Below are 23,402 nucleotides of genomic sequence, written 5' to 3'. Positions count from 1 at the left end.
AAGGTCCTTCCTTCGTCAGGATGACAGGCGGAGAGAGGACGTGGAAGAGCAAAAGTAGGGAGCAACAGCATGACGTTCTTTTCACTACTCGACTAGAACTCCGATGTAGTAATTCTCGGTGTCCACTTCGAGGTTGTCTTTGGTGAGGCCCGGCAGGTTTAGAGGCTGGAAGGAAGTAGTGAGCGGTACTGTACTGTATTCACCACCTTTCAAGCGCACCCGAACAGGCAGCACGAAGCCGGGCACGTTGGCAATCCAGCGGGCTAGGGCTTTGCCTTCCTCAAAGCGTACTTCAAGCGTAGGCAGGGCCGAATGGCGGAGGTATTGGTCGAAAACAGGTGTGAGATCCTGGCCGGTTTGCTTGTTGAAGTAAGCAATGATCTGGTCGGTCGTCACGGTTTGGTGGTAGAAGGTGCTGGACAGGCCACGCAGCAGCTCGCGCCATTTGGCGTCGTCGGGGAAGTAGGCCGTGCGGATCATATTGAGCAGGTTGCTGCCCTTGTCATACATATCCGACGAGCCCTCCCGATTTACCTCGTAGGGCCCGATAATAGGGCTATCGTTGCGGATGTTGCGCCGCTGTCCGTGGATGTATTGCTGACCGGCCGGCTTGCCAAACTGGGTTTCCACGAACAAGGCTTCGGAGTATGTGGTGAAACTTTCGTGAATCCACATATCCGCAATGTCCTTGCTGGTGATGTTGTTGCCAAACCACTCGTGGCCGCTTTCGTGAATAATGATGAAGTCCCACTTCAGCCCCCAGCCCGTAGCCGAGCGGTCGGCGCCGAGGTAGCCGTTCTGGTACTTGTTGCCATACGCCACGGCGCTTTGGTGCTCCATACCCAGGTGGGGGGTTTCAATCAGCTTAAAGCCATCCTCATAAAATGGATAGGGACCAAACCAGTTTTCCATGGCCTTGAGCATAGGCTTTACGTTGGCTGCGAACTGCGTTTTGGCTTTGGCCAGATTCTCGGGCAGCACCCAATAATCGAGGGTTAGCTTACCTTTTTCGCCGGTGTACTCATCCGCAAAATGGGTGTAATCGGCCACGTTGAGAGCCACGTCGTAGTTGTTGATGGGGTTGTTTACAAACCAGTCGAAGCGGGTAGCGCCACCCTTGAGCTTGGTGGTTTTGCGCAGCCGCCCATTTGAGATATCCTTGAGGCCTTTGGGTACCGTCACACTGATCAGCATGCTGTCTACCTCGTCGGCTTGGTGGTCTTTCGTAGGCCACCAGATGCTGGCGCCTACGCCCTGGCAGGCGGTGGCCACCCACGGCTTGCCTTTGCTATCCTGGGTAAACACGAAGCCGCCATCCCAGGGGGCATTTTTGGCCACTGTAGGCTTCCCCGAATAAAACACCCGAAACTCGGCCCGACTTCCTTTTTGAATAGGAGCCGGAAAAGTGACAAACACAGCATTGGCCTCCCGCGTGTAGGGCACTGACTTGCCTTGATACTCCACCTTCTCCACCTTCAGATTGGCAAACAAATCAAATTGCAGACGCGTAAAATCCTGAGTGGCAGTGAAGTAAAACAGGTTGGAGCCGCTGATAGACTTGTTAGCTACATCCAGCTTTACATCGAGGTGGTAATAGTTGATATCGTAGCAGGTGCGCAGGGGCGTGAGGGCGCCGCGCAGGGAGTCGGCGCGGGTAAAAGCTGGCTTGGGTTGCAGCAGTTGGGCCGAGGCCCCGAGCGAACAGCTCAGCAAGGCCGCGAGAAGGAGCAGAAAGATAGAACGCACAGCAGAGTAGTTGGAGTACGTGGCAAAGAACGCCATCCTGGCCGAAACGCTGCAAGCCGGGAACTTCGTAGTAGGGTTTAGCTGGCAGCCCCGCCAAAACCGGCGTAGGTTTGCAGCCTCATTCTCGCTTCGTTTCATGTCGACTTCTACTACTTCCCCTACCCGTTTAGCACTGGTGCTTGCTTTTGCGGCGGTATATATCATCTGGGGCTCCACTTACTTGGGTATCCGCTTCGCTATCGACTCCATACCACCTTTGCTGATGGCGGGTACGCGCTACGCGCTGGCTGGGGCGCTGCTGTACGGTTTTATGCGCCTGCGCGGAGCTCCGCGCCCGAGCGCTCAGGGTTGGCTTACCGCCTTTATTATCGGGATATGCTTGCTGGGCTTTGGCAACGGCGGCGTGACCCTGGGCGAGCAGTATATCCCGACGGGTATGGCTTCCCTGCTGGTAGCTACCGTGCCCATGTTTCTGGCTTTATTAGGTTGGCTGAGCGGCGTATCGCAGCGACCTACCGCGCTGGTATCCTTGGGCTTGGTGATTGGTCTGGGGGGCGTTTATTTGTTGGCGAGCCACCCGGGCGCTTCCCACGTTGCTTTGCCGGGGCGGCAGGGAATCGGCATTGCTATGGTGCTCACAGCGGCCCTGCTATGGGCTATTGGCTCGTTGTATTCCAAGAAAAAACAGGCGGCTCCCTCCCCGTTTGTAGCAGGCGGAATGCAGATGATTTGTGGAGGCTTAGTTATGCTGGTAGTGGGCCTGATACGAGGTGAAGCCAATGGCTTCGACTTGGCCCAAGTGACAGCCAAATCGTGGGGCGCCTATGTGTATCTGGTTACGTTCGGCTCCATTGTGGGCTTCACCGCTTACATCTGGCTGTTGCGAGCAGTAGAGCCTGCGCTGGCCGGTACGTATGCCTTCGTGAACCCGGTAGTAGCGGTGCTGCTAGGCTGGGCTTTTGGAGGGGAAGTGCTCAATATAAATATGCTCGGCGGCGCGGCGCTGATTGTAATAGCAGTGATGCTAGTAGTGCTCGGCGGCCGGAAAGCGCAACCCAAAGAAGTGGAAAACGAAGCTCTGGAGCTTGAAAAAAAGTGATAGGCCAATAAAGTCCTTGTATCAGGCTACTAGCTCACTTTTAAGGCTCAACAGTATCATTTATTTAACATTAAATTGAATTAATAATCTCAGATTATGTATGTTTACCATGGGCACTCGTCACGCTTAAAGTAGCGGGGCAACGGTGTCGGAATCTTGTCGTATGTATCACCCCACTGCTATCTAGCTACTTATGCCAACTGCTCTTCCCGACATCCGTACCGAAGGTGACATCAAGGTTTTGGTGGATTGCTTCTGCCAAAAGGTAAACCAAGATGCGTTGCTCTCACCCATCTTTAGCGCGGTGGCCGCGGTGCATTGGCCCAACCATCTTACGTCGCTCTACGACTATTGGAGCAGCACCCTGTTTGGCCGGGCCAACCGCACGGGTCAGCCCATTCCCCAACAACTAGCTATGCCAGCCCGCGGCCCTTACCAGCGCCAGTGGATTGGCTTGTTCAATAAGGCCGTGGAAGAGAATTTTGCGGGTGCTAAGGCCGAAGAAGCCAAGGTGAAAGCTCAAACTATTGCCGTCACCGTCGAGTAGCTTTCCGCCCTTTCCACAACCATATTTTTGTAATTCAATCAGTACAAAAAAAGCCCCCCCAACACATTGTTGGGGGGCTTTTTTACGTTTGCACAGAATGATTTAAACGCCTAAAAGCAGACGCGTTGGGTCTTCCAGCAACTCTTTCACGCGCACCAGGAACGACACCGACTCGCGGCCGTCGATGATGCGGTGGTCGTAGCTCAGGGCTAGGTACATCATGGGCCGAATCACCACTTGCCCGTTCACGGCTACAGGGCGCTGCACAATGTTGTGCATACCCAGAATAGCCGACTGGGGGGCATTTATAATGGGCGTACTCATCATTGAGCCAAAAATGCCGCCGTTGGTGATAGTAAATGTGCCGCCGGTCATTTCCTCAATGGTGAGCTTATTATCGCGAGCCTTACCGGCCAAGCGTACCACTTCGCGCTCAATGCCTTCGAATGACAGCTGTTCCGCGTTGCGAATTACTGGCACCACCAAGCCCTTCGGCGCTGATACCGCGATGCTTACGTCGCAGAAGTCGTTGAATACGATGTCGGTTCCGTCGATCTGAGCATTTACCGAAGGAAATTCTTTCAGCGCTACGCAGCAGGCTTTCGTGAAGAAAGACATGAAGCCCAGGCCAACCTGATGCTTCTCCTTGAACTTGTCTTTGTACTTCGTGCGCAGATCCATGATGGGCTGCATATCCACCTCATTGAAAGTGGTGAGCATAGCCGTTTCATTTTTCACTGCTACCAAGCGGCGCGCTACGGTCTTGCGCAGGTTGCTCATTCGCTCGCGGCGCTGATTCCGTTCTCCGGCTGGTTGAGCGCTGGCAGAAGCGGCTGGCTGTGCACTGGTTGCAGGCGTAGCCGCCGGCGCTTGAGGAGCCGGAGCAGCCGGCCGAGCCTGGGCATTTTGCGCGTCTTCCTTGGTTATGCGTCCGTCGCGGCCGGTACCTTGTACGTCGGTGGCGGCAATACCTTTCTCACCGAGAATTTTGCCAGCAGCCGGCGAAGGGGTGCCCGTTGCGTACGTAGCGCTACCCGAAGCGGCGGTAGCGGCAGGCTGTGCCGGCGCTGAACTTGCGGACTGAGCGGCCGCTGGTGTTGGGGCAGCCGGAGTTGCTCCCGCAGTGGCGCCGCTCCCGCCTTCGATGCGGGCGATAACCGTCCCGATGGCAATTGTCTGGCCTTCTTGAGCCGCGTGGCGCAAGGTGCCAGCGGCTTCGGCAGGCAGCTCAAACGTCGCTTTATCTGATTCCAGCTCGGCAATTACCTCGTCGCGCTCTACTTGGGCGCCATCGGCTTTCAGCCACTTGGCTACCGTTACCTCCGTGATGGACTCGCCCACGGCCGGAATCTTCATCTCTTTCACCTCGCCACCGCCAGTAGCTGGAGCGCCACCGCCCGCGGCCGGTGCAGTCGGCTTATCGGCTGAGCCAGCCGTTGAACCGCCATAACCTGATTGGTCACTCGCCTGAGGATTTTGCTCGCCTTGGGTAATCGGATCTTTGGCAGTCTGGGGGGCTTTTTCAGCCGCTGAGCCTTGGCTGCCGTTGTTGCCCGTCTCCTTTTGGCCCGGCGCTACGGGGTCAGCCTGAGGCTGAGCCAGCGTGGCTTCCTTGCTTGGAGTTGCGCTACCAGCGGCGGGTGCCGCACCATTGCCTTCGCCGCCAATGTTGGCGATGACGGTGCCGATACCAATCGTTTCGCCCTCGGCTACCAAAATTTGCAGTGTGCCATCCGCTTCGGCAGGCAGCTCAAAGGTAGCCTTGTCTGATTCCAGCTCGGCAATAACTTCGTCGCGCTTCACGGCCGCGCCGTCGCTTTTGAGCCATTTGGCAATGGTCACTTCGGTGATAGATTCGCCGACGGCGGGGATTTTAATTTCCAGACCCATAGGTGGAACGATTGAAGAGTTTCGGGAGAGTGATAATCTAGGTGACTGACGTACTCGCTGCCACCATTACTGCTGAAACAAAAAGCCAATTACGTTGAAAATTCACGGCTGGGGGGCTTTTCAACGCACTTGCTGAGTGCGCGAACGGATAGCTCGCGCACTCCATTAGTCCTGCTTCTTTGCTACTTCTACGGTGCCTTTGATATTTTCGGCGTCTACCTCAGCAGATGCGATGCCGAAAGCGCGGGCCACAATATCCTTCTGCTCTTTTACGTGCACCTTGTTGTAGCCGGTAGCTGGCGAAGCTGAAGGCTTGCGGGCAATTACGTCTTCCAACTCGCGGCGCATAAAGCGGAGCATGTAGTTCCAGTAACCCATGTTTTCGGGCTCTTCCTGAACCCAATACACTTTAGCCTTCGGATACTTGGCTAGCTCTACGTTCAGTTGCTTCTGGGGGAAAGGATGCAACTGCTCCAAACGCACGATAGCAACGTCTTTGTGCTGAGACTTTTGCTGCTCTTCCAGCAAGTCGAAGTATACTTTGCCGGAGCACAGCAATACGCGCTTTACCTTCTTAGCATCAGCATATACGTCACCAAGAACTTCGCGGAAATTGCCCCCCGTAAACTCTTCTACCGGCGACACGCACAGCGGATGGCGCAGCATCGACTTGGGCGACATCACTACCAGCGGCTTGCGGAAGCTCCACGTTAACTGCCGACGCAGGGCGTGGAAGAAGTTGGCCGGTGTGGTAATGTTGGCCACCACAATATTATTCTCAGCAGCAAGCTGCAGGAAGCGCTCCGGGCGGGCGTTGGAGTGCTCTGGCCCTTGACCTTCGTAGCCGTGGGGCAACAGCATCACCACTCCATTCATCCGCTGCCACTTACTCTCCGACGACACAATGAATTGGTCAATCATCGTCTGGGCGCCGTTAGCGAAATCACCAAACTGTGCTTCCCACACTACAAGAGCCGTGGGGTTGGCCATAGCGTAGCCGAATTCGAAGCCTAATACAGCGTATTCACTCAGCAAGGAGTTGAAGATCCGAAGCTTCTCCTGTCCTTCCCCAATGTGGTTCAATGAGTTATAAGGCGCCGAAGTCTCCGCGTCGTGCAATACGGCATGGCGGTGCGAGAAAGTGCCGCGTTGGCAATCCTGGCCGCTTACCCGCACAATATGCTGCTCCTGCAGCAAGGAACCATATGCCAGCAGCTCGGCCGCGGCCCAGTTCAGAATTCGCGTTTCAAAGAACATCTTACGACGTTCTTCCATCAGCTTCTCAATCTGCTTCAGGGGGCGAAATCCTTCGGGAAGCGTAGTCAGTGCCCTGCCGACTTTGGCAATGGCTTCCTCGTTGATGCCCGTTTCGGGCGACTGCTCAAAGTCTTCGTTTTTCGCCCGACGCAAATTGCGCCACTCATTTTCGAGAGCCTGATAGTTGTAAGGCAATGGCTTCTGCTTCACCATATCCAGGCGAGCCTGCAGCATCTCCCGGAACTCGCGGTCCATCTGATTAGCTAGCTCCGCATCTACGTCACCGCGCTGCACGAGCATGGTGTTGTACACCTCACGCGGGTTTTGATGCTTGCTGATGATGTTGTAGAGCGTAGGCTGGGTAAACTTGGGCTCGTCCGACTCATTGTGGCCATGACGGCGGTAGCACACCATATCAATAAAGATATCGGCGTGAAACTGCTGACGATACTCGGTGGCTAAGCGCACGGCAAATACCACAGCTTCCGGATCGTCGCCATTCACGTGCAGCACTGGCGCATCAATAATCTTAGCTAAGTCCGTGCTGTAAATGCTAGAGCGCGCATCCTCAAAGTCGGTGGTGAAACCAACTTGGTTATTAATAACGAAGTGAATAGTGCCACCAGTCTTGTAGCCTTCCAGCAGCGACATCTGGGTTAGCTCATAGCCTATTCCCTGGCCAGCCAAAGCGGCGTCACCATGAATTAAAATAGGCAGAATCTGATGATAATCGTCGCTGTATTGATGCTCAATTTTAGCCCGCACAAAACCTTCAACCACTGGATTAACTGCCTCCAAGTGAGATGGATTGGGGGCCAATTTCAGGTTCACTTTGTGCCCGGCTTCCGTGTCTACCTCCGATGAGTAACCCATGTGGTACTTCACGTCCCCGTCGCCCATGGTCAGGTCGGGTACGGCAGTGCCCTCGAACTCCGAGAAGATTTGCTCATAGGTCTTGCCCATGATGTTGGCCAGCACGTTCAGACGACCCCGGTGGGCCATACCGATCATCACTTCGCGCACCCCTAAACCGGCAGCCTTATTGATGATGGCATCCAGAGCAGGAATAGTAGTTTCGCCACCTTCCAGCGAGAAGCGCTTCTGCCCTAAGAACTTGGTATGCAGAAAGTTCTCGAATACTACCGCCTCATTGAGCTTCCGCAGGATGCGCTTCTTGTACTCAATGCCAGGGTTAAAGCTCAATGAATCCTTTTCCACCTTATCCCGGAACCAGTCCAGAATTTGGGGGTCACGGATGTACATATACTCGAAGCCGATCGTGCGGGTATATATCTTCTCCAGCGCCGCTACGATGTCGCGCAGTTTTGCGCTAGTCCCCAGCCCTAATAGCTCTCCATTCTTGAACGAAGTATCAAGGTCGGCTTCGCTTAGGCCAAAATCAGCGATGTCGAGACGGGCTTTGCGGTCTTTGCGCTCGCGCACCGGGTTGGTACGTGCCCGCAGATGCCCCCGGCTACGGAAAGCGTGAATCAGGTTACGAACCTGCGTTTCCTTATCGGCGGCTACTGTGTCCACAGCACGGACTGCTTCTGCTTCAGTAGTAGAAGCAGACGCGTTTAGCACCCCAGAGCCCGCAGGCTGAGCGACTTGGCTGTTGCCGTCGGCAAACTGTTGGGAAAAATCGAAGCCTTCAAAAAACTTACGCCAGCCAAAATCAACCGATTCTGGATCTTGCTGATACGTTTTGTAAAGCTGATCTATGTAGTCGCCATGGGCATTGGCGATGTAAGAGTAAGCGTCCATCTGTAAAGGAGCTAAGTGAGTCAGGGCAAATGTATACAGCTTAGCACAAAGCTAAAAACCCATATTCGGTTCCACAAATACGCCTGTAATTCAACCGATTACTTTTTAGACCGCAATCGTTACGTTTTGCGGTGAAGCCAATCTATTCAAAATAAAAGGAAAGCCCTTCCTCAAAGTGAGGAAAGGCTTTAATAAATAAGCTAATACAACCCAGCAATTATTGCGGAAGAACTGTCTTAAAAATGCGGTAAGGCTGATCCTGCTTGCCTACTCCTTTGTTCCAGGTAGGTGTTTTGTGAATGGCTGAAGTTGTAAAATACAAGTCACCATTAGCCGTAATTGCATAAGTGTCGGGCCACTGCAAGCGCGGCTCCTTTGCTATTGTTTCCAGCTTACCAGCCGGCGTACGCCGCACGATGGCGTTATTTTCAAAAGACGTTAGATAAACGTTGTTTTTGGCATCGATCTCCATACCGTCGGTGGCGGGAATAGTGCCAACTTTCTCTACTTGGTTGCCCAGTTGAGCTGAGGATAGCGCGGCGTTGCGAAGCGCCTCGGTTTTGATGCGATAAAGTGAATGGCTGGTGAGTGGCGACCAGTATAAGTATTCACCATCTCGGCTTAGGGCAATACCATCGGCGTGCAGAGCCATGGGCTTACCCATCGGATCAATCATGGGGTGGCCGTCTGCTTTCAAGGTTAGGCCCGGCTCTGGATGCACAGACGGGTGATCGGCCAACAGTCGACGGGAGCTACCATTTTTCAGGTCGACTACTACAATGGCACCCATCCCTGACTCGGTGATGTAAGCGAAGTTGCGCTGGGTGTCAATGCGCACGTCATTCAGATAAGACTTACGGGGTGCTACTGATGCCGGAAAACTGATGTTTTGTACAACCTTATTGGTTTTAGGATCAATCTTAACCAGTTTGGGGCCGCCGGGTACAGTAGCTTTCAGACCGGGCGCGGCCGGATCGAGTACCCATAGCATACCAGTTTGATCGACGTATACACTCTGCGGACAGATCCAATGCTTTTGAGGCTCATTGCGCACCGAGTCATTCCACATACACCAACTGGCATCGGGATAAGGCTTCACGGAGCCATCAGTTCCAACGACTGCAATGGGATTAACGGGATTATTGTCCCACCGCGGAAAAACGCCAAATACTCGCCCATCAGGCGCGACGGCCACTCCTACAATCTGAGGCTCGCGAAACTCAGTTACTACTTGAAGCGGCGAGTTGGCCGGGGCAACGGCTTGGCTAGTAGCCGTAGAGTCTGAGTTGGTTTCAGTAGAGGCCGTTTCACCCGAAGGCGATGAACAACTAGCTCCACCTATTAATAACAATGAGGTGCAGAGTGAGGCAGCGGTACGCCACAGCGCAGACGAAGCAGTAATATCCATAGTGATAAGAGTAGAAATGTGCAGGATGCTTTGGTGAGTAAGTACCCGGTACCTTGTCGTCGGGCTAAGCTTGCTTACGGCTCCAAAGAGGCCAGGTTTTTCCCTAGTTCTGTCCTTCACTGCCAGCGTATCAGGCTTGAACCAATCTGGGCAACGCCTTCTCCTGTCACTTATAAGATTTGGGGACAATAGCGCTAAACCAATCAATAAATATTAGATTGAGTCAATTATAAATTTATTTACTGCTAAAAACAGCCATTTCATCCCCTTCAAGCCACTACTCGTCTACTAACTAGAAGGGGTTGCAACCTTTTGCGATAAGTGAGGGTTAAAACTTTTCGTCCGCATAAATGCGCGGGCGGCCCATCCTCTTCGGGCGAGTAGAAGAGTCACCAGATCAACTGTCATGTCTATTGCGTTATTCATCTTAACCTTCCTTTTTCCTCCCCAAACCAGTACCTCCGCTCCCCTTCCGCTTACCCCCGCGGTTGCCAACCTGACACCCCGGCACATTATATTTGACTCACCAGCGCCCGTAGCTGCTGTTTTACCCCGTCGCTTACCCGGTTATAAAGTAACGGCCACCGTGTATTGGGCCGAGCCCGGACAAACCGACTCTGATCCACTAATTACAGCTGATAATTCTCGCATCAAGCGCAATCATTCCAGCAAAGACCGCTGGATAGCCTTATCGCGCGACATGCTTAAGCAGAATGGTGGCAAATTCGAATACGGTGACTTAGTGCACGTTACCGGTATTTCTCCTAAGCTCGATGGCGTGTATGTGCTACACGATACAATGAATCGCCGTCTGCGCCGTACCATCGATTTGCTGGTGCATAAAGACGAAAAGCTTTACGGCAAGTGGGACAACGTACGCATCAGTCGCGTGGCCAAGCCCGAGTTACAGTGGCAGGCTAGCTAAGCTACCCGCCCAAAAATCCCCGACTTACCTGTTTTTATTCTGAATCAGGTGTATAGATTATCATCTCGCGGGGCTTCCCATCGGGCTGATACAGAAAGCTTAACGGCTCATCCTGGTCGCTTAGAATAGCGGTATAGGGGATTTGCCAACGCTTCCACATTTCCTGCAATGACTGTGCGTAGGCGGAGTTTAGCCAAGGTGCAAAAATGCCCCCCGTCACGTCGTCGATGAGCGTATCGTAGGTCAGGTGCTGGTCGCCGGGCCGCTGCGGCCGCACAAAATAGTCGGGTATCACGCCAAACAGATAGGCCGCATAGTATACGCGGGCTTTGTACTCGGCCACCTGAATAGGGTGTAGCGGACGTTGTGCGTCGGCGTACACTTGGCGCATGGCCTGCCGAATGATGCCATTATCCATCAGGCAAGCCATCAGTACCACATTATCGAGTTTGATACTGAACACCATTGTAGTCAGATCATCGTCGTATTCAAAGGCGATGGTGTCTTCGTGCGGAGCGGTTTCCAGAATAAAGATGGAAGCTGGCGTGAAGTCTTCGAACTCGATGGGTACGCGCAAGGCCTGAAACGTTTGAAAGAACGCTTGAAATCGGCGGAACATCTGCGCGTTCTCGGCGAGCGGATACCGCGGCTTTACCAACGGGTCGAGTTCGGTGAGAAGCTCGGTGGTCAGAATGCCGTAGAACATTTTGCCTAACCACAGAAACAGCGTTTTTTCAGGCAGCGCCTGCCATCCAGCTATGCCTAATTTGGCCGTTTCCTGCATTTGCGCCTCCAGGGGCTCAACGTATTGGGTACGACACCGCAGACAGCACGGAATACGCAGCTCTTTGTAGAAGCGGATACTCTGGTCGAGCAGCAAAATCTGCCGCTCCGCCAAACCGTAACGCTCCTGTAGCCAGTCCGCAAATACCGGTACCGAATGGGTGGCCGGATCGGTAGGCGAACCGCACAAAAAGCAGTGTTGGTCGCCAAACTGCATCCGGGCAAAAGGATCGTAAAGCGTGAGGTCGGGTGGTGCAGTGGTTGACATAGAGTACAAGGAAATGGAGGCTGCAAAAATAGGCGCTGGCTCGCGTGTTGCTGCCTCTAGTGCCAACGCATACCTGGTTTTTGCAGAGTTACTCACATAAAAAAGCCCCCCAGACTACTGTTGGGGGGCTTTTTTATGTGAGTAAAGCAATGACTAGCGCGACAGCGACGAGCCCAGCTTAATGAGTACTTTCCCTAAATGATTGAGAGAAGCGGTGAAGTGATTGTTGCTTTCATCGGCCACTTTATTGGCTTCGGCGCCCAATGTCGCCAGCGTTTCGGCAATGGCGTGGTTCTCGGTATCGCCATCAATCAACTGCTCGCGCAGGGTTTTCATCTCCTGGAGTATTTTGGCCAGACCGGTGCGCTCTGAAGCGCTGAGTACTTCTATCCAACGGTCAATTTCAGCCAACCCATGCTTGTCGGCTTGGTCGGGAACACCGCCGTTGAGCAGCTTCAGCGTATCATCGAGGAGCGCGGCGTTCTGCTGATCGGTTACGCCGAGCGGAATGGTAGGCGTGGGAGGAGTTTGGGGGGTTTGGGCGGTGGAATCCATAGGTCAGAAAGGCAAGTCAGGAAAGAACGTTCTTGCTATACTGGCATCAGCACCTAAAAGTTAAGCTTAAACTCGTGTTGGTTGCGGTGCAGGCCTCACCATAGCCAAGGAGCATCCCCTACGCTGCCTATGTTCCCTTTTTAGAAATTTTAGCGCGGCAGCGGGTTACTTTCTAGTGGGTGAGGGTATGAAGCCTGTATCTATTCACACGACATACTCCTTTTAGCCATGAAATTCTCTTTCAAATCTCTGCTCGTTTTAGCCGCTTTCGCTCCTTTCGCTCTTGCTTCTTGCTCCGAGAGCACTGAGAAAAGCGCCGAAGCTACTGCCGAAGGTGCTGCTACCGATGCTGCTAACAATGTTGAAAACGCTGGCGACGCCGTTGAAAACGCAACCGACAACGCTGCTGCTGACGTGAAAGCTGAAGTTGCTCCTGAGGCTGGCGATACTGCCGTTGTTCAGAACAAAGAAGCTGACAAGCTTGTAGAAGAAGTTCCTGCTAAGAAAGACTAGTTCTGCCTTTTAGCTCACAAAAAAGCCCCCAGACCCGGTCTGGGGGGCTTTTTTATTACTCATGCTATTTCTTTTTTCTGCGCCTGACCAGCGCCGGACAGTTCCATCAGCACGTCGTAGTAAGGTCGACCCAAGGCGCGAGCCTTGAGCCAGGCGTAGAAGCTCATGGCATGTAGGTCTTCCCGCTCGCTATCCAGGGGCACGGCATCCGCCATCTGGCTAACTCGCTCCAGAAAGCCAGGGTGACGGCAAGCAGTGGGGTCGTCCAGAATTTCGCGCACTAAATTTAGATAGCAAAGCACATATTGATATGGGCCGCCCTCGCCAAATCGTTCTCGGAAGCCCCGCTCAATGGCGCGCAGGCGGTTCAGGGCGAGGTCGGAGTTGCCGAGTTCGAGTTGCACCAGCATCTCGCCCATGTTTTTGTTGAACACCCATTCCACGCCCATTTTCTGCTCGCACCAATGATCGGAGCGACCAATGCCGATGAGCACCTGATTGGTTTTGGCAAACTGGTTTTCGGCGAAGTAGTGAAAGCCTAATCCTAGCCGCGCCGTGAGCTGGTCGGAAGCCGACAAGGCTACTTCGCGGCCCTCCAACAAGTTTTCCAGCAAGCTGATACTCTCGGCATTACGGCGCAGAAAGGAGTAGTTAGCAGCCAGCAGGAAGATGTATTTCGGATAAAAATCGGCCATGTAGCTGCGCGAGCCAGCGTAGAGCGCCGCCCGCAATTGCTCTAGGTAAGCCACCGACTCGGTGAAGCGGCGCGAGCGGTACAGGGCGTGCGCAATCATATAAAGCAGACCCAGTTGGTAGTAGCGGTGGGCGGGCCGAAAGCCGTGACGCTTTTCCATAAGCGTGTAGCAGCGGCGCACAAACGGCGCAAATGACACAAAGTCGCGGCGCACCAGCATGGAGCTGCGGGCAATGGACATGAGTCGGTACAGCAACGACGGGCTGCGCGCAAACGCTTCCTGCAAATCATACTCGCGTAGCACCTCGCGCATAATTCCATCGAATGCCTCGCCGGCTCGGCCCCGGCTGCGGGCTTGGCGCAGCCGCTCCCGAATGAGGCTATCGGCAATACCGGCGCGCTCCTCTTCGTCGGCCGCCTTTTTATTGTGGTTCCGCCGGCGAATGATGTCTGCCAGTTCATCGGCATACTCGCTGCTGGCCTGGGCAATCTGAAGATTATAAATAGTGTTTAGCAGTTCATACTGCTCGTTCTGGTGAGCCAGCTTTTCGGCTTTGCGCAGAATATTCCAGGCTAGGCGGGGTACGCCTACGTCAAAAAGGTACTGCGCCAGCGTGAGTTGACCGCGCACCGACGATGCCGCCGTGGGGTCGAGCTGACGCTGGCGCAGCAGCAAAAAATCGGTGAGGTGGCGCATCAGGCGCTTGCGCAAGGCATAGTAAGCTACTGCATTAGGCTCATCGGGATAGAGCTTGGCGAGTAGGTCCTCAGTTGAGTATGCTTTAGCATGCAGCAGCAGCTCGTAGAGGCGCGAGTCCATGCGACCATTCACTTTTTTGCGCTGGCGCTGCACGAAGCGGCCAAACTCTTTGCGGTCTTCGGGCGAGAAAGTGACCAGCGTCGTGCGTAAGTCATCCATAGAGGCAGATAGAAAAACTAAATATAGTGGTTGGGGGCTTTTTGTAAAGTCTAATTTTCTAACGTGTATAATTACTGTTAATCAGATTTTTATGACATAAAACAAGTGTTTCAAAAGTCTGATAATCGCAAAAATTGGTTCGTGTTTTCAGCTGGTAAGTAGGCACCTTCGGACAGGATTTCACTTCACCGCCTATTTATATGAAACGCTTTCTACTTTCTCTGTTGGTGCTGGCTATGACGGTCATTTCGGGGCAGGCCCAAGACCTACTGACTAAGCAAAATGGTGAGGAGCTTCAGGTCAAAGTTCTGGAGCTAACCCCTACCGAAGTGCGCTACAAGCGCACCGACAACCCCGACGGTCCGCTTATCACCGTGCGTCGCTCCGATGTATTCATGATTCGCTACGCCAACGGCACCAAAGAAGTACTGGGACCCAACCAAAATGCCCCCGGATTATTGCTGGCTCGCCCCCAGCGCCCGGCCCCGTAGTGCCCGGCGATGAAGCGTCGGCCTACGAGGAAGTGCATTTGAATGGCCCGCGTATTGGGTTTACCATCCTATCGCAAGGCGTGCTGGATAAAGCACGCGAGGGCAGTTATCTGCGCAATTTGAACCCTTTTATTACCCAATTTGGCTGGCAGTTTGAAACCCGCATCTTCCGGATGCCCAACGGCACGGCGGGCCTGCTGGAAATAGTGCCGTTGATAGGTGGCTTAGAGCAAGGCAAGTTTATTCCGAGTATCAATGCGTTGGTTGGTATCAGGGGGCCAAAAGGGTTTGAGTTTGGATTGGGCCCAAATCTGACACCGGTGAGCGCCAATGTAGCGCTGGCTATCGGCACCTCTTTTCGCTCAAATGGCATCAACTTCCCGGTGAACTTCGCGGTGGTACCCGGCAATGGAGGGGCCCGGTTTAGCTTGCTGGTCGGCTTTAATTCACGTCGGCGCTAAGCGCATGCTTCTTTCTACCTCACCACTTGATAACTACCAACATGCGCTGTTTTCTACTTAGCTGCGTTCTCTTTTGCGTCACAGTAAGCGTGCATGCCCAAGACACTATTCTCCGCACCAACGGCGACGAGGTGAAGGCTCGAGTGCTGGCTATCACGCCTACTCAAATAGCCTACGTACCCACCACCGAGCCCCCTATCACCGACACGCTACATCTGCTTGCAACCGAGGTATTTCTGATTCGCTATGCCAACGGTACTAAGGAAATTGTGACTGCCGCAACTACTACCCCTTCGTCTGGAGTGGAACGCACTCCGCAGCAAATGAATGACTTAGGAAGAGAAGATGCGCGAAGGTATTTTAAAGCCACAGGCGTTTTCTGGGGTACTGCCGGAGCTACGTTCTTAAGTACGCCAGCGTATGGGCTAGGCGGTATAGCGACGGGCGCCGCCATTGCTGCTACCCCACCCAAACGCCACAATATGATTGTACCTGATCAGGCATTACTGAATGACCCAAACTATGTGAGTGGGTATCAAAAGCAAGCCCAACGGCAGAAGCTAGGCAAAGCAGCCGGTGGCTTTGGCGTAGGAATAGCTGCGGGAGCGGTAGCAACCGTTGCCATTATAGCTGCCCTGTTTAACGCGTATTGATTTCAACACTTATCAACTTCTCTCATCTTATAGCGTGCTATTCATATGCGTCTTTTTCTACTCACGTACTTACTACTCTGCAGCGCATTGTGCGCGCAAGCCCAAGACACAATCCTGCGTCGCAATGGCGATGAAATAAAGGCGCACGTGCTGGCCATTACGCCTACCGAGATATCTTATGTCCCTAGCACTGAGCCACCAAGTTCGGACACGTTGTTTATGCCGGCTGCCGAGGTTTTCTTGATTCGGTATGCTAATGGCACTAAAGAGCTTATAAGCAAACCAGAGTCGGCGTCGGTGTTGGGGCGCACACCAGAAGAGATGACCACGCAGGGCCGTGAAGACGCCCGGAAGCATTTTAAAGCCCCAGGCGCTTTTTGGGGTACTTTCGGTGCCACTGCCGTAAGCATTCCGGTACTCGGCGGGCTTGGAGGTGTGGCTGCTGGAGCTGCTATTGCTGCTTCACCACCCAACGACAAGAATCTTATCGTGCCAGACAAGACTCTGCTGAATGACCCAAACTATGCACGTGGCTACGAGAAGCAAGCGCAACGAAAAAAGCTGGGTAATGCAGCAGCTGGCTTTGGAGTTGGGCTAATAAGCGGGGCGGCCATATGGATTACCATTGCGCTGGCCAATACCACCCATTTCTAATGGCCTAAGCTCAACTTTACAGCGCAGTAGGCGTAAGCTAGATGGTAAGTAGTTCATTTCCACCCTTAAGCCCTACGACAATGGATATTGACAAAAGCACCGAATGGCGTGCCCGCGGCAACTGGAATGAAGTAAAAGGTAAGTTTCGGCAGGAGCACGCCAACCTCACCGACGATGATATGGAGTATCAGGAAGGCAAGCAAGATGAATGGCTGGGCGAGCTGCAGCAGAAAGCGGGCAAGACAGCCGACGAAATAAAATCTTGGTTTAGCCGTAATTTTTAACCCCCACGGTTGACCTTTAATAACAAAAGCTCCGTACCAGCTGTAGCTAGCTAGTGCGGAGCTTTTGTTATTCTCCGCAGCTACGCAGTGCTTTCATTTTGACTGTAAGGCTTTTAGCCGCCAGTTTTCTCTAGTCTTCCGCGTATGAATATTGCCCCGGAAGAGTTGCACACCTTGGGAAACCTCGACCTGCTGACCCTTCCAAAGACCGCTTTTCTTTGCTCCCGCAACTATCCCGGCTACATTGAGCATCCCACTTGTCTGTGGGCTGTGGAGCAACGAACGAACAGTCATTGTGTACTGTCCGGCTTTCACTCCTTGCTGGAGCAAACTGTATTTCGCTATCTGCTGCAAGGTGAGCAGCAACCCATCGTGTATGCCCTCGGCCGAGGTATGCGGACGAATATGGGGCTGGAATATGAAGCAGAGCTAGCGGCAGACCGGCTGCTGTTTCTCACTCCCTTCGAAGAAGAACTGACTACTATAACTCAGGAAACCGCTGACATCCGCAATTTGCTGATTGCAGAATTGGCCGATCAATTCTTTATTCCGTACATGGCAGCGGGGGGCAATTTGGAGCGCTTATTTCTTAGCGGCGCCCTGGATGGCAAGCCAATCTTCACCCTCGACTTAGCCGAAAACGAACCCCTGTTTCGTGCCGGAGCCGAGTTGTACCAACCTGAAGGTTTGCTGGGAGGGCCCACGATATACTCGATGAGTGCTTAGGGTTGCCCGTTTCCACCTGGTTCTTTCTTTCCGCTCTTTTTCTACTTTCCAGCTATGTCAACTTCCTCACTCACTTCTTCTCTACCTCACTCCCCTCGTCGGGCATCAAAGCATTGGCCCGATTTGGCTTTGCAGCCAAAGGCGTCGTGTATATTGTGTTGGGTACCCTTGCGGTAATGGCCGCTACGGGTACGCAGGGGGGCAAAACAGCTGATAAGGAGCAGGCCCTGCAAACCATTCAGGATCTGCCCTTTGGTCGGTTTCTCCTAGGCTTGGTTGCTTTCGGCTTGCTAGGCTACGTTATCTGGCGCTTAGTGCAGGCCTTTCGCGATACGGAAGATAAGGGCTCCGACGCCAAGGGTCTGGCTCGCAGATTAGGCTATGCAGGCAGTGGATTGCTTTATACCGGTATTGCCTATACGGCGGGCCGGGCTGCATTCAGCGGCGGGGCCGCCGACAATGGTGGAGGCAGCACCCAACAGTCGATAGTGGCAAAAATATTGGACCAGCCGTATGGTCAGTGGCTGGTCGGCGCCGTTGCGCTAGGTGTTATTGGGGCAGGCCTGTACCAGATTTACCGGGCCTACTCGGGCAAGTTTGCCAAGCATGTGAATAGCAGCAGCCTTCCCGCCGACCAACAGAAGATCGTATTTCGCACGGGCCAGATTGGCTACACGGCTCGGGGTATTGTAATGGCAATTATCGGCTATTTCCTCCTGCAGGCCGCCATGCAGTCTAACTCAGGCAAAGCTCAGGGTACTGAAGGCGCCTTCGACTTGCTGGCCAGCATGGGCCCCGTTGTACTCGCCATTGTCGCCTTGGGTCTGATGGCCTATGGTGTGTATATGCTGGTGCAGGCTAAATACCCCGTGCTGCGCGGCGTATAACTCATCCCTGTAAGCGCTTTTCTGATTATCAATCTGCCATAAAAAGGCCCTTCTCCCATTGAAGCATGTTATTGAATGGGAGAAGGGCCTTTTTATGGCAGATTGATAATGACTTTTCTAGTCGGCCACGTAATCAGCCAGATACGCGTAGCGTTCCGTCAATTTGCCCCCCGCCGCGATGGTAGCCCGCTCGATAATCGGCTCGGGTTTGTCGCTCACTAAATACGGAAACACATTGTCTAGCAGCTGCCGGCCGAAGTCGCGGCTGGCGTTGCGGGGTAGCTCGCAGGGAAGGTTATCCACGGCCATCACCGTGATATTGGTAGGACTGGAGTAGGGCGACTCCAACTCGCCGGTCTGCGGATTGTAGTCAAAGGCCGGATCCTGAATGCTGGTGCTCCGCTTGGTAGTAGGAACGGAGCCATTCACGTCGCAAGTGATATCGGCGATGGTATTGATGCGAAAATCTGGTCGTTGCGTGTCCGCTTCGCTGAACAGCTTAGGCGCCGCTGGGTGCCAGTAGGCACAGGCTAGCAGCAAATCAGTAACATGCAGAAAAGCCCCAAACGTAGATTCGTACTCCTGCGGATTGCGGTGAAAATCGGGCGTATCCCACACGCGGCCGTCGCGGCGGCGGTTGTAGTCGCTGCTTCTAAGCTGGGTATACACGGGCTCGTGGAAATCCAGGTACAGATAATCGTAAACACTCACCCGTCGGATCCCCATTTTGTCGAGCACCTCCACCGCGCCCTGCGCCACCCGCCCCGACCCCGTCACGGCCATCTTGATGGGGGGCAATTTTTTGACTTTGAAGAACTCCTCCTGCATATCCTCCATGTCGATGCATTGGTAGGCCGGTTTCAGTTCATACAAGTTGTGCTTGCGCCCATACGTCAGCAGTCCGTTATAAGCGCCCACAATACCGGCCCAGCGCCCAAAAGCCACGATTCGCTCACCTTGCTCATTGGTCAGTAACTCATAGTCAATCAGCGTGATATTCTTCTTTAAGACCTGCTGCAACAGCTCCCGGTTGGCCGGCTGCTTCTTCACGGTGTGCGAGAAAAACATATAGGTTTTGTTCGGAATGAGCTTGTCGGGTGGCACCTCTTTCACCCCTAGCAGTATGTCGCAGTCCGACACTTCCGGGCGAACTTCAATACCTAAGTCGCGGTACTCCTGGTCTTTAAAGCTGCGCACGGAGGATTCTTGCACCACAATGCGTAGGCCGGGAAATAGCGTTTCGGCCTCCACGCATTTTTTGGGGGTGAGCGTCACGCGCAGGTCGGGGAGCGTTTTTCCTTCGCGAATGATACCAATGGTTAAGGGGCGCATTTGAGAAAACGGATTGGGTGGGTTGGGGGGCAAATCTGGTTAAATATTTTGGCGTATAGGCGCTACCACCGCCATCAGCCTAATAATCCTATCGTCCGGAGAGGTTTTCGCCTTACCTTTGTTAAAGGTTCGGCTGCCTGTGCAGCCACATCTTCTCGTCACCTCTATCTTCTCTTTATGTTGCTGAAAACCAAGCCCGCTGATGTGTTTGTGGACCGTCACAACGGCCCCGACGAAGTTGCTGTAGCCCAAATGCTGCGCACCATTGGCGTGGAATCCCTCGATCAGCTTATCGACGAAACCGTGCCGGCGGCCATCCGCCTCCCGCGGCCTCTGAACTTGCCGGCCGCCCTCACCGAGCGGGCTTTTCTGGCGAAGTTTAAGCAGATAGCTGGTCAGAATAAAATCTATAAAAACTACATCGGCCTGGGCTACCACGATACCCAGCTGCCCCCGTTATCCAGCGCAATATTCTCGAAAACCCCGGCTGGTACACCGCCTATACGCCCTACCAAGCGGAAATTGCCCAAGGTCGTTTAGAAGCTTTGCTCAATTATCAGACGATGATAATTGACCTCACCGGCCTCGAAATTGCCAACGCCAGCTTGCTCGACGAAGGCACGGCTGCCGCCGAGGCCATGAACATGTTTCATAGCCAGACCAAGAAAAAGAACACCACGAAGTTCTTCGTCTCGGAGCTGGTATTACCTCAGACCATCGATGTATTGCGTACCCGCGCTACGCCGCTCAACATTGAGTTGGTAATTGGTGACCACCGTACCGCCGATCTTTCCGATGAGGCGCTGTTTGGCGCTATGCTTCAGTACCCAGCCGCCGACGGCCAGGTATTCGACTACACCGATTTCATCACCCAAGCCCACGCCAGCGGCCTCTTCGTAACCGTAGCAGCCGATCTGATGGCGCTGACGCTGCTGAAGTCGCCCGGCGAAATGGGCGCCGATGTGTGCGTGGGTAACTCCCAGCGCTTCGGTGTACCGATGGGCTACGGCGGCCCGCACGCTGGTTTCTTCGCTACCAAAGACCAGTTTAAGCGCGTTATTCCGGGTCGCCTGATCGGTCAAAGCATCGACGCGGCCGGCAACAAAGCGCTGCGCATGGCGCTGCAAACTCGCGAGCAGCACATTCGCCGTGAGAAAGCCACGAGTAACATCTGCACGGCGCAGGTACTGCTGTCGGTATTGGCTGGTATGTACGCTGTATATCACGGGCCGGAGCGCATTCGTCAGTTTGCCACGAACATTCACGCCTTAACCCAAACATTGGAGAAAGCGCTGACAGCTTTGGGCGTGGAGCAAAGCAATGAGTTCTACTTTGATGCGCTCAACCTGCGTTTGGAAAGCAAGGAACTACAGCAAGCCGTGAAGCGCGAAGCTGAAGCCGCTGGCCTGAACTTCCGCTACTTCGATGAAGTACGCGTAGGTATTTCGCTGCACCAAAACACCGAAGCGTCAGACGTAGCCGATATCGTAAGCGTATTCGCTAAAGTGCTGGGCAAAGAAGCCGGCGCAGTTGAAATGCCTGCCGACGTAGAGCTGACTTGGCCCGAAGGTTTGGTGCGCACCAGCGACTACCTCACTCACCCCATCTTCAACACGCACCACTCCGAGCACGAGATGCTGCGCTACATGAAGCAGCTTGAGAACAAGGATTTGAGCCTAGCTCACTCCATGATTCCGCTGGGTTCGTGCACCATGAAGCTCAACGCTACCGCTGAAATGATTCCGGTGACGTGGCCCGAAATCGGTAGCCTTCACCCTTTTGCTCCCCGCGAGCAAGCGCAAGGCTACAAGCAGATTTTCGAAGAGCTAGAAGCGTGGCTGTGCGAGGTAACTGGCTTTGCCGCCGTTAGCTTGCAGCCTAACTCCGGCGCACAGGGCGAGTACGCTGGCCTGCTGGTTATTCGCGCTTACCACGAAGGTCGGGGCGAAGGCCACCGCAACATTGCGTTGATTCCGGCTTCGGCCCACGGCACCAACCCCGCTTCGGCCGTAATGGCTGGCATGCAGGTAGTGGTGGTAAAAAGCGACGACCATGGCAGCATCGATGTAGCTGACTTGAAGCAGAAAGCGGAGCAGCACGCTGCCAATCTTTCCTGCCTGATGGTGACCTACCCGAGTACGCACGGCGTGTATGAGGAAACCATCATCGACATCTGCCGCACTATTCATCAGCACGGTGGCCGTGTGTACATGGACGGCGCCAACATGAACGCCCAAGTAGGCCTCACGTCGCCTGCCACCATTGGCGCCGATGTATGCCACCTCAACTTACACAAGACCTTCTGCATTCCTCACGGTGGCGGTGGTCCTGGCGTGGGTCCGATTGGCGTAGTTGCTGATCTGGCGCCTTACCTGCCCGGTCACGTGGTGATAGAAGTTGGCCACGAGAAAGCTACGGGCGCCGTTTCTTCTGCTCCGTGGGGCTCAGCCAGCATTCTGCCTATTTCCTATGCTTACATCTCTATGATGGGCGGTGAAGGGTTGACGCAGGCTACGCGCATCGCTATTCTGAACGCCAACTATATCAAGGCTCGCCTGGAAGAGCACTACCCAGTGCTGTACGTGGGGGAGAAAGGCCGTTGCGCCCACGAGATGATTCTGGAGTGCCGCCACTTCAAGAAGGCTGGTATTGAGGTAGAAGACATTGCCAAGCGCTTGATGGACTATGGCTACCACGCGCCTACCGTGTCGTTCCCCGTGGCTGGCACGCTGATGGTGGAGCCCACCGAAAGCGAAAGCAAAGAGGAGCTCGACCGCTTCTGCGACGCCATGATTAAGATTCGTCATGAGATTCGGGCAGTGGAAGAAGGTCGCGCTGATGCCAAGGACAACCTGCTCAAGCACGCACCGCACACCGCCGCTACCATCATGGCCAATGAGTGGACGCGCCCTTACACCCGCGAGCAGGCGGCTTACCCTATCGAGTATGTACGCGCCGCCAAGTTCTGGCCTGCCGTCAGCCGCATCGACTCCGCGTTTGGCGACCGGAATCTTATCTGCGCCTGCACGCCCATTGAGGAGTATGTAGATGCTGAGGAGAAGTTGGTTGAAACCGACCGTGGTCCTTCGTACTAAGCAGTCTCATAATTAAAGAAAAAGCCCCCCACGCTCGGCGTGGGGGCTTTTTTGTGACTAGTTGGCTACTTGCTAGCGCTGGGAAAAGCAGGTACGGTAGAGGTAGCCATTGAGCACCTTCCCATTCTCCGTCACGCGGGCCCGGACAAAGTATGCGTCAACCGTGTCGAGCACTTGTACTTGGGTGTTTACGCCGAGATTGGTGAGCTGAGTGGATTCTTTGGTCATGCCATCGTAGAGAATGCATTCCACGACCGTGTTATGAGCTACTGGTTTTTTGTTGCTCCGCGAAGAGCTAAAGGAATCGTCGCGGACGGCGCTGCAGGAAGCAAGTAAAGCGAGGCCAAACAGGCAAGGGTAGAGTTTGTGCATAGGTCAGGTTTAAGTTTGGGAAGATATAGAAATTTCAAGTTGATCAAGGTTTTTTCCCTGAAAAAATTTGCTTTTACTC

Annotated in this window: 20 protein-coding genes and 1 pseudogene; 12 read left to right on the top strand and 9 right to left on the bottom strand. The window is 54.0% G+C overall.

The annotated features are described in order from the left end of the window. Nucleotides 1–84 precede the first annotated feature (84 nt). Nucleotides 85–1,746, bottom strand: a complete 1,662-nt coding sequence (locus EPD59_RS02655; RefSeq protein WP_133271434.1) for a M1 family metallopeptidase — start codon at nt 1,744–1,746, stop codon at nt 85–87. Nucleotides 1,747–1,765: 19 nt separating this feature from the next. Between EPD59_RS02655 and EPD59_RS02650 the strand changes: the two genes are divergently transcribed. Both EPD59_RS02650 and EPD59_RS02645 read left to right on the top strand, forming a co-directional pair. Further along, nucleotides 1,766–2,845 carry an EamA family transporter gene (locus EPD59_RS02650; protein ID WP_133271433.1) on the top strand — a complete coding sequence of 360 codons (1,080 nt, stop codon included), beginning with the start codon at nt 1,766–1,768 and terminating at the stop codon, nt 2,843–2,845. Between the two features lie 193 nt (nt 2,846–3,038). Beyond that, nucleotides 3,039–3,392, top strand: a complete 354-nt coding sequence (locus EPD59_RS02645) for a group III truncated hemoglobin (protein ID WP_133271432.1) — start codon at nt 3,039–3,041, stop codon at nt 3,390–3,392. A 102-nt stretch (nt 3,393–3,494) separates the two neighbouring features. Here EPD59_RS02645 and odhB read toward each other — a convergent pair whose 3' ends face one another. The 3 genes from odhB to EPD59_RS02630 all read right to left on the bottom strand — a co-directional run bounded on the left by odhB (nt 3,495) and on the right by EPD59_RS02630 (nt 9,711). Next, entirely contained in the window at nt 3,495–5,282 is a 1,788-nt protein-coding gene (gene odhB, locus EPD59_RS02640) for a 2-oxoglutarate dehydrogenase complex dihydrolipoyllysine-residue succinyltransferase (RefSeq protein ID WP_133271431.1), read from the bottom strand. 165 nt (nt 5,283–5,447) lie between these two features. Next, entirely contained in the window at nt 5,448–8,303 is a 2,856-nt protein-coding gene (locus tag EPD59_RS02635) for a 2-oxoglutarate dehydrogenase E1 component (protein WP_133271430.1), read from the bottom strand. Between the two features lie 217 nt (nt 8,304–8,520). Next, entirely contained in the window at nt 8,521–9,711 is a 1,191-nt protein-coding gene (locus tag EPD59_RS02630) for an L-dopachrome tautomerase-related protein (RefSeq protein WP_133271429.1), read from the bottom strand. Between the two features lie 406 nt (nt 9,712–10,117). On the opposite strand from EPD59_RS02630, the gene EPD59_RS02625 reads away from it, so the two are divergent. Continuing rightward, the gene (locus tag EPD59_RS02625) at nt 10,118–10,636 is read left to right on the top strand and encodes an RlpA-like double-psi beta-barrel domain-containing protein (protein ID WP_133271428.1); all 519 of its coding nucleotides are present in this window, start codon (nt 10,118–10,120) and stop codon (nt 10,634–10,636) included. A 34-nt stretch (nt 10,637–10,670) separates the two neighbouring features. Here EPD59_RS02625 and EPD59_RS02620 read toward each other — a convergent pair whose 3' ends face one another. After that, nucleotides 10,671–11,687, bottom strand: a complete 1,017-nt coding sequence (locus EPD59_RS02620; RefSeq protein ID WP_133271427.1) for a hypothetical protein — start codon at nt 11,685–11,687, stop codon at nt 10,671–10,673. A 153-nt stretch (nt 11,688–11,840) separates the two neighbouring features. Further along, the gene (locus EPD59_RS02615) at nt 11,841–12,242 is read right to left on the bottom strand and encodes a hypothetical protein (RefSeq protein WP_133271426.1); all 402 of its coding nucleotides are present in this window, start codon (nt 12,240–12,242) and stop codon (nt 11,841–11,843) included. A gap of 228 nt (nt 12,243–12,470) precedes the next feature. On the opposite strand from EPD59_RS02615, the gene EPD59_RS02610 reads away from it, so the two are divergent. Continuing rightward, on the top strand, nt 12,471–12,755 hold the full coding sequence (locus EPD59_RS02610; RefSeq protein WP_205703469.1) for a hypothetical protein: 285 nt from the start codon (nt 12,471–12,473) through the stop codon (nt 12,753–12,755). A gap of 59 nt (nt 12,756–12,814) precedes the next feature. Here EPD59_RS02610 and EPD59_RS02605 read toward each other — a convergent pair whose 3' ends face one another. Continuing rightward, entirely contained in the window at nt 12,815–14,368 is a 1,554-nt protein-coding gene (locus tag EPD59_RS02605) for a hypothetical protein (protein WP_133271425.1), read from the bottom strand. A 200-nt stretch (nt 14,369–14,568) separates the two neighbouring features. Here EPD59_RS02605 and EPD59_RS22145 point away from each other — a divergent pair, with 200 nt between their 5' ends. The 7 genes from EPD59_RS22145 (at nt 14,569) to EPD59_RS02575 (ending at nt 18,524) form a co-directional block, all read left to right on the top strand. Beyond that, complete coding sequence (locus EPD59_RS22145; RefSeq protein WP_240731589.1) at nt 14,569–14,859, top strand: hypothetical protein; 291 nt, start codon at nt 14,569–14,571, stop codon at nt 14,857–14,859. Then, the gene (locus EPD59_RS22140) at nt 14,859–15,320 is read left to right on the top strand and encodes a hypothetical protein (RefSeq protein ID WP_240731588.1); all 462 of its coding nucleotides are present in this window, start codon (nt 14,859–14,861) and stop codon (nt 15,318–15,320) included. Before EPD59_RS22145 ends, EPD59_RS22140 begins: the two co-directional genes overlap by 1 nt. A gap of 89 nt (nt 15,321–15,409) precedes the next feature. Further along, a complete protein-coding gene (locus EPD59_RS02595; protein WP_133271424.1) occupies nt 15,410–15,973 on the top strand; it encodes a hypothetical protein in 564 nt (187 codons plus the stop codon). Between the two features lie 45 nt (nt 15,974–16,018). Then, complete coding sequence (locus tag EPD59_RS02590; protein ID WP_133271423.1) at nt 16,019–16,627, top strand: hypothetical protein; 609 nt, start codon at nt 16,019–16,021, stop codon at nt 16,625–16,627. A gap of 80 nt (nt 16,628–16,707) precedes the next feature. Then, entirely contained in the window at nt 16,708–16,911 is a 204-nt protein-coding gene (locus tag EPD59_RS02585) for a CsbD family protein (RefSeq protein WP_133271422.1), read from the top strand. Nucleotides 16,912–17,055: 144 nt separating this feature from the next. Beyond that, complete coding sequence (locus EPD59_RS02580; RefSeq protein WP_133271421.1) at nt 17,056–17,637, top strand: DNA-binding protein; 582 nt, start codon at nt 17,056–17,058, stop codon at nt 17,635–17,637. A 2-nt stretch (nt 17,638–17,639) separates the two neighbouring features. Continuing rightward, the gene (locus tag EPD59_RS02575) at nt 17,640–18,524 is read left to right on the top strand and encodes a DUF1206 domain-containing protein (protein WP_205703468.1); all 885 of its coding nucleotides are present in this window, start codon (nt 17,640–17,642) and stop codon (nt 18,522–18,524) included. Between the two features lie 117 nt (nt 18,525–18,641). On the opposite strand, the gene EPD59_RS02570 is transcribed toward EPD59_RS02575, so the two are convergent. Then, on the bottom strand, nt 18,642–19,856 hold the full coding sequence (locus EPD59_RS02570) for an NAD(P)-dependent oxidoreductase (protein WP_133271420.1): 1,215 nt from the start codon (nt 19,854–19,856) through the stop codon (nt 18,642–18,644). Nucleotides 19,857–20,033: 177 nt separating this feature from the next. On the opposite strand from EPD59_RS02570, the pseudogene gcvP reads away from it, so the two are divergent. After that, nucleotides 20,034–22,951, top strand: a pseudogene (gene gcvP, locus EPD59_RS02565) (aminomethyl-transferring glycine dehydrogenase). 72 nt (nt 22,952–23,023) lie between these two features. On the opposite strand, the gene EPD59_RS02560 reads toward gcvP, so the two are convergent. After that, a complete protein-coding gene (locus EPD59_RS02560; protein WP_133271419.1) occupies nt 23,024–23,323 on the bottom strand; it encodes a hypothetical protein in 300 nt (99 codons plus the stop codon). Between the last annotated feature and the right edge of the window lie 79 nt (nt 23,324–23,402).

Source organism: Hymenobacter radiodurans (assembly GCF_004355185.1).
Taxonomy (GTDB): domain Bacteria; phylum Bacteroidota; class Bacteroidia; order Cytophagales; family Hymenobacteraceae; genus Hymenobacter; species Hymenobacter radiodurans.
Note: the sequence above shows the minus strand (reverse complement) of the source record. Positions and strands in the feature narration are given on the sequence as shown.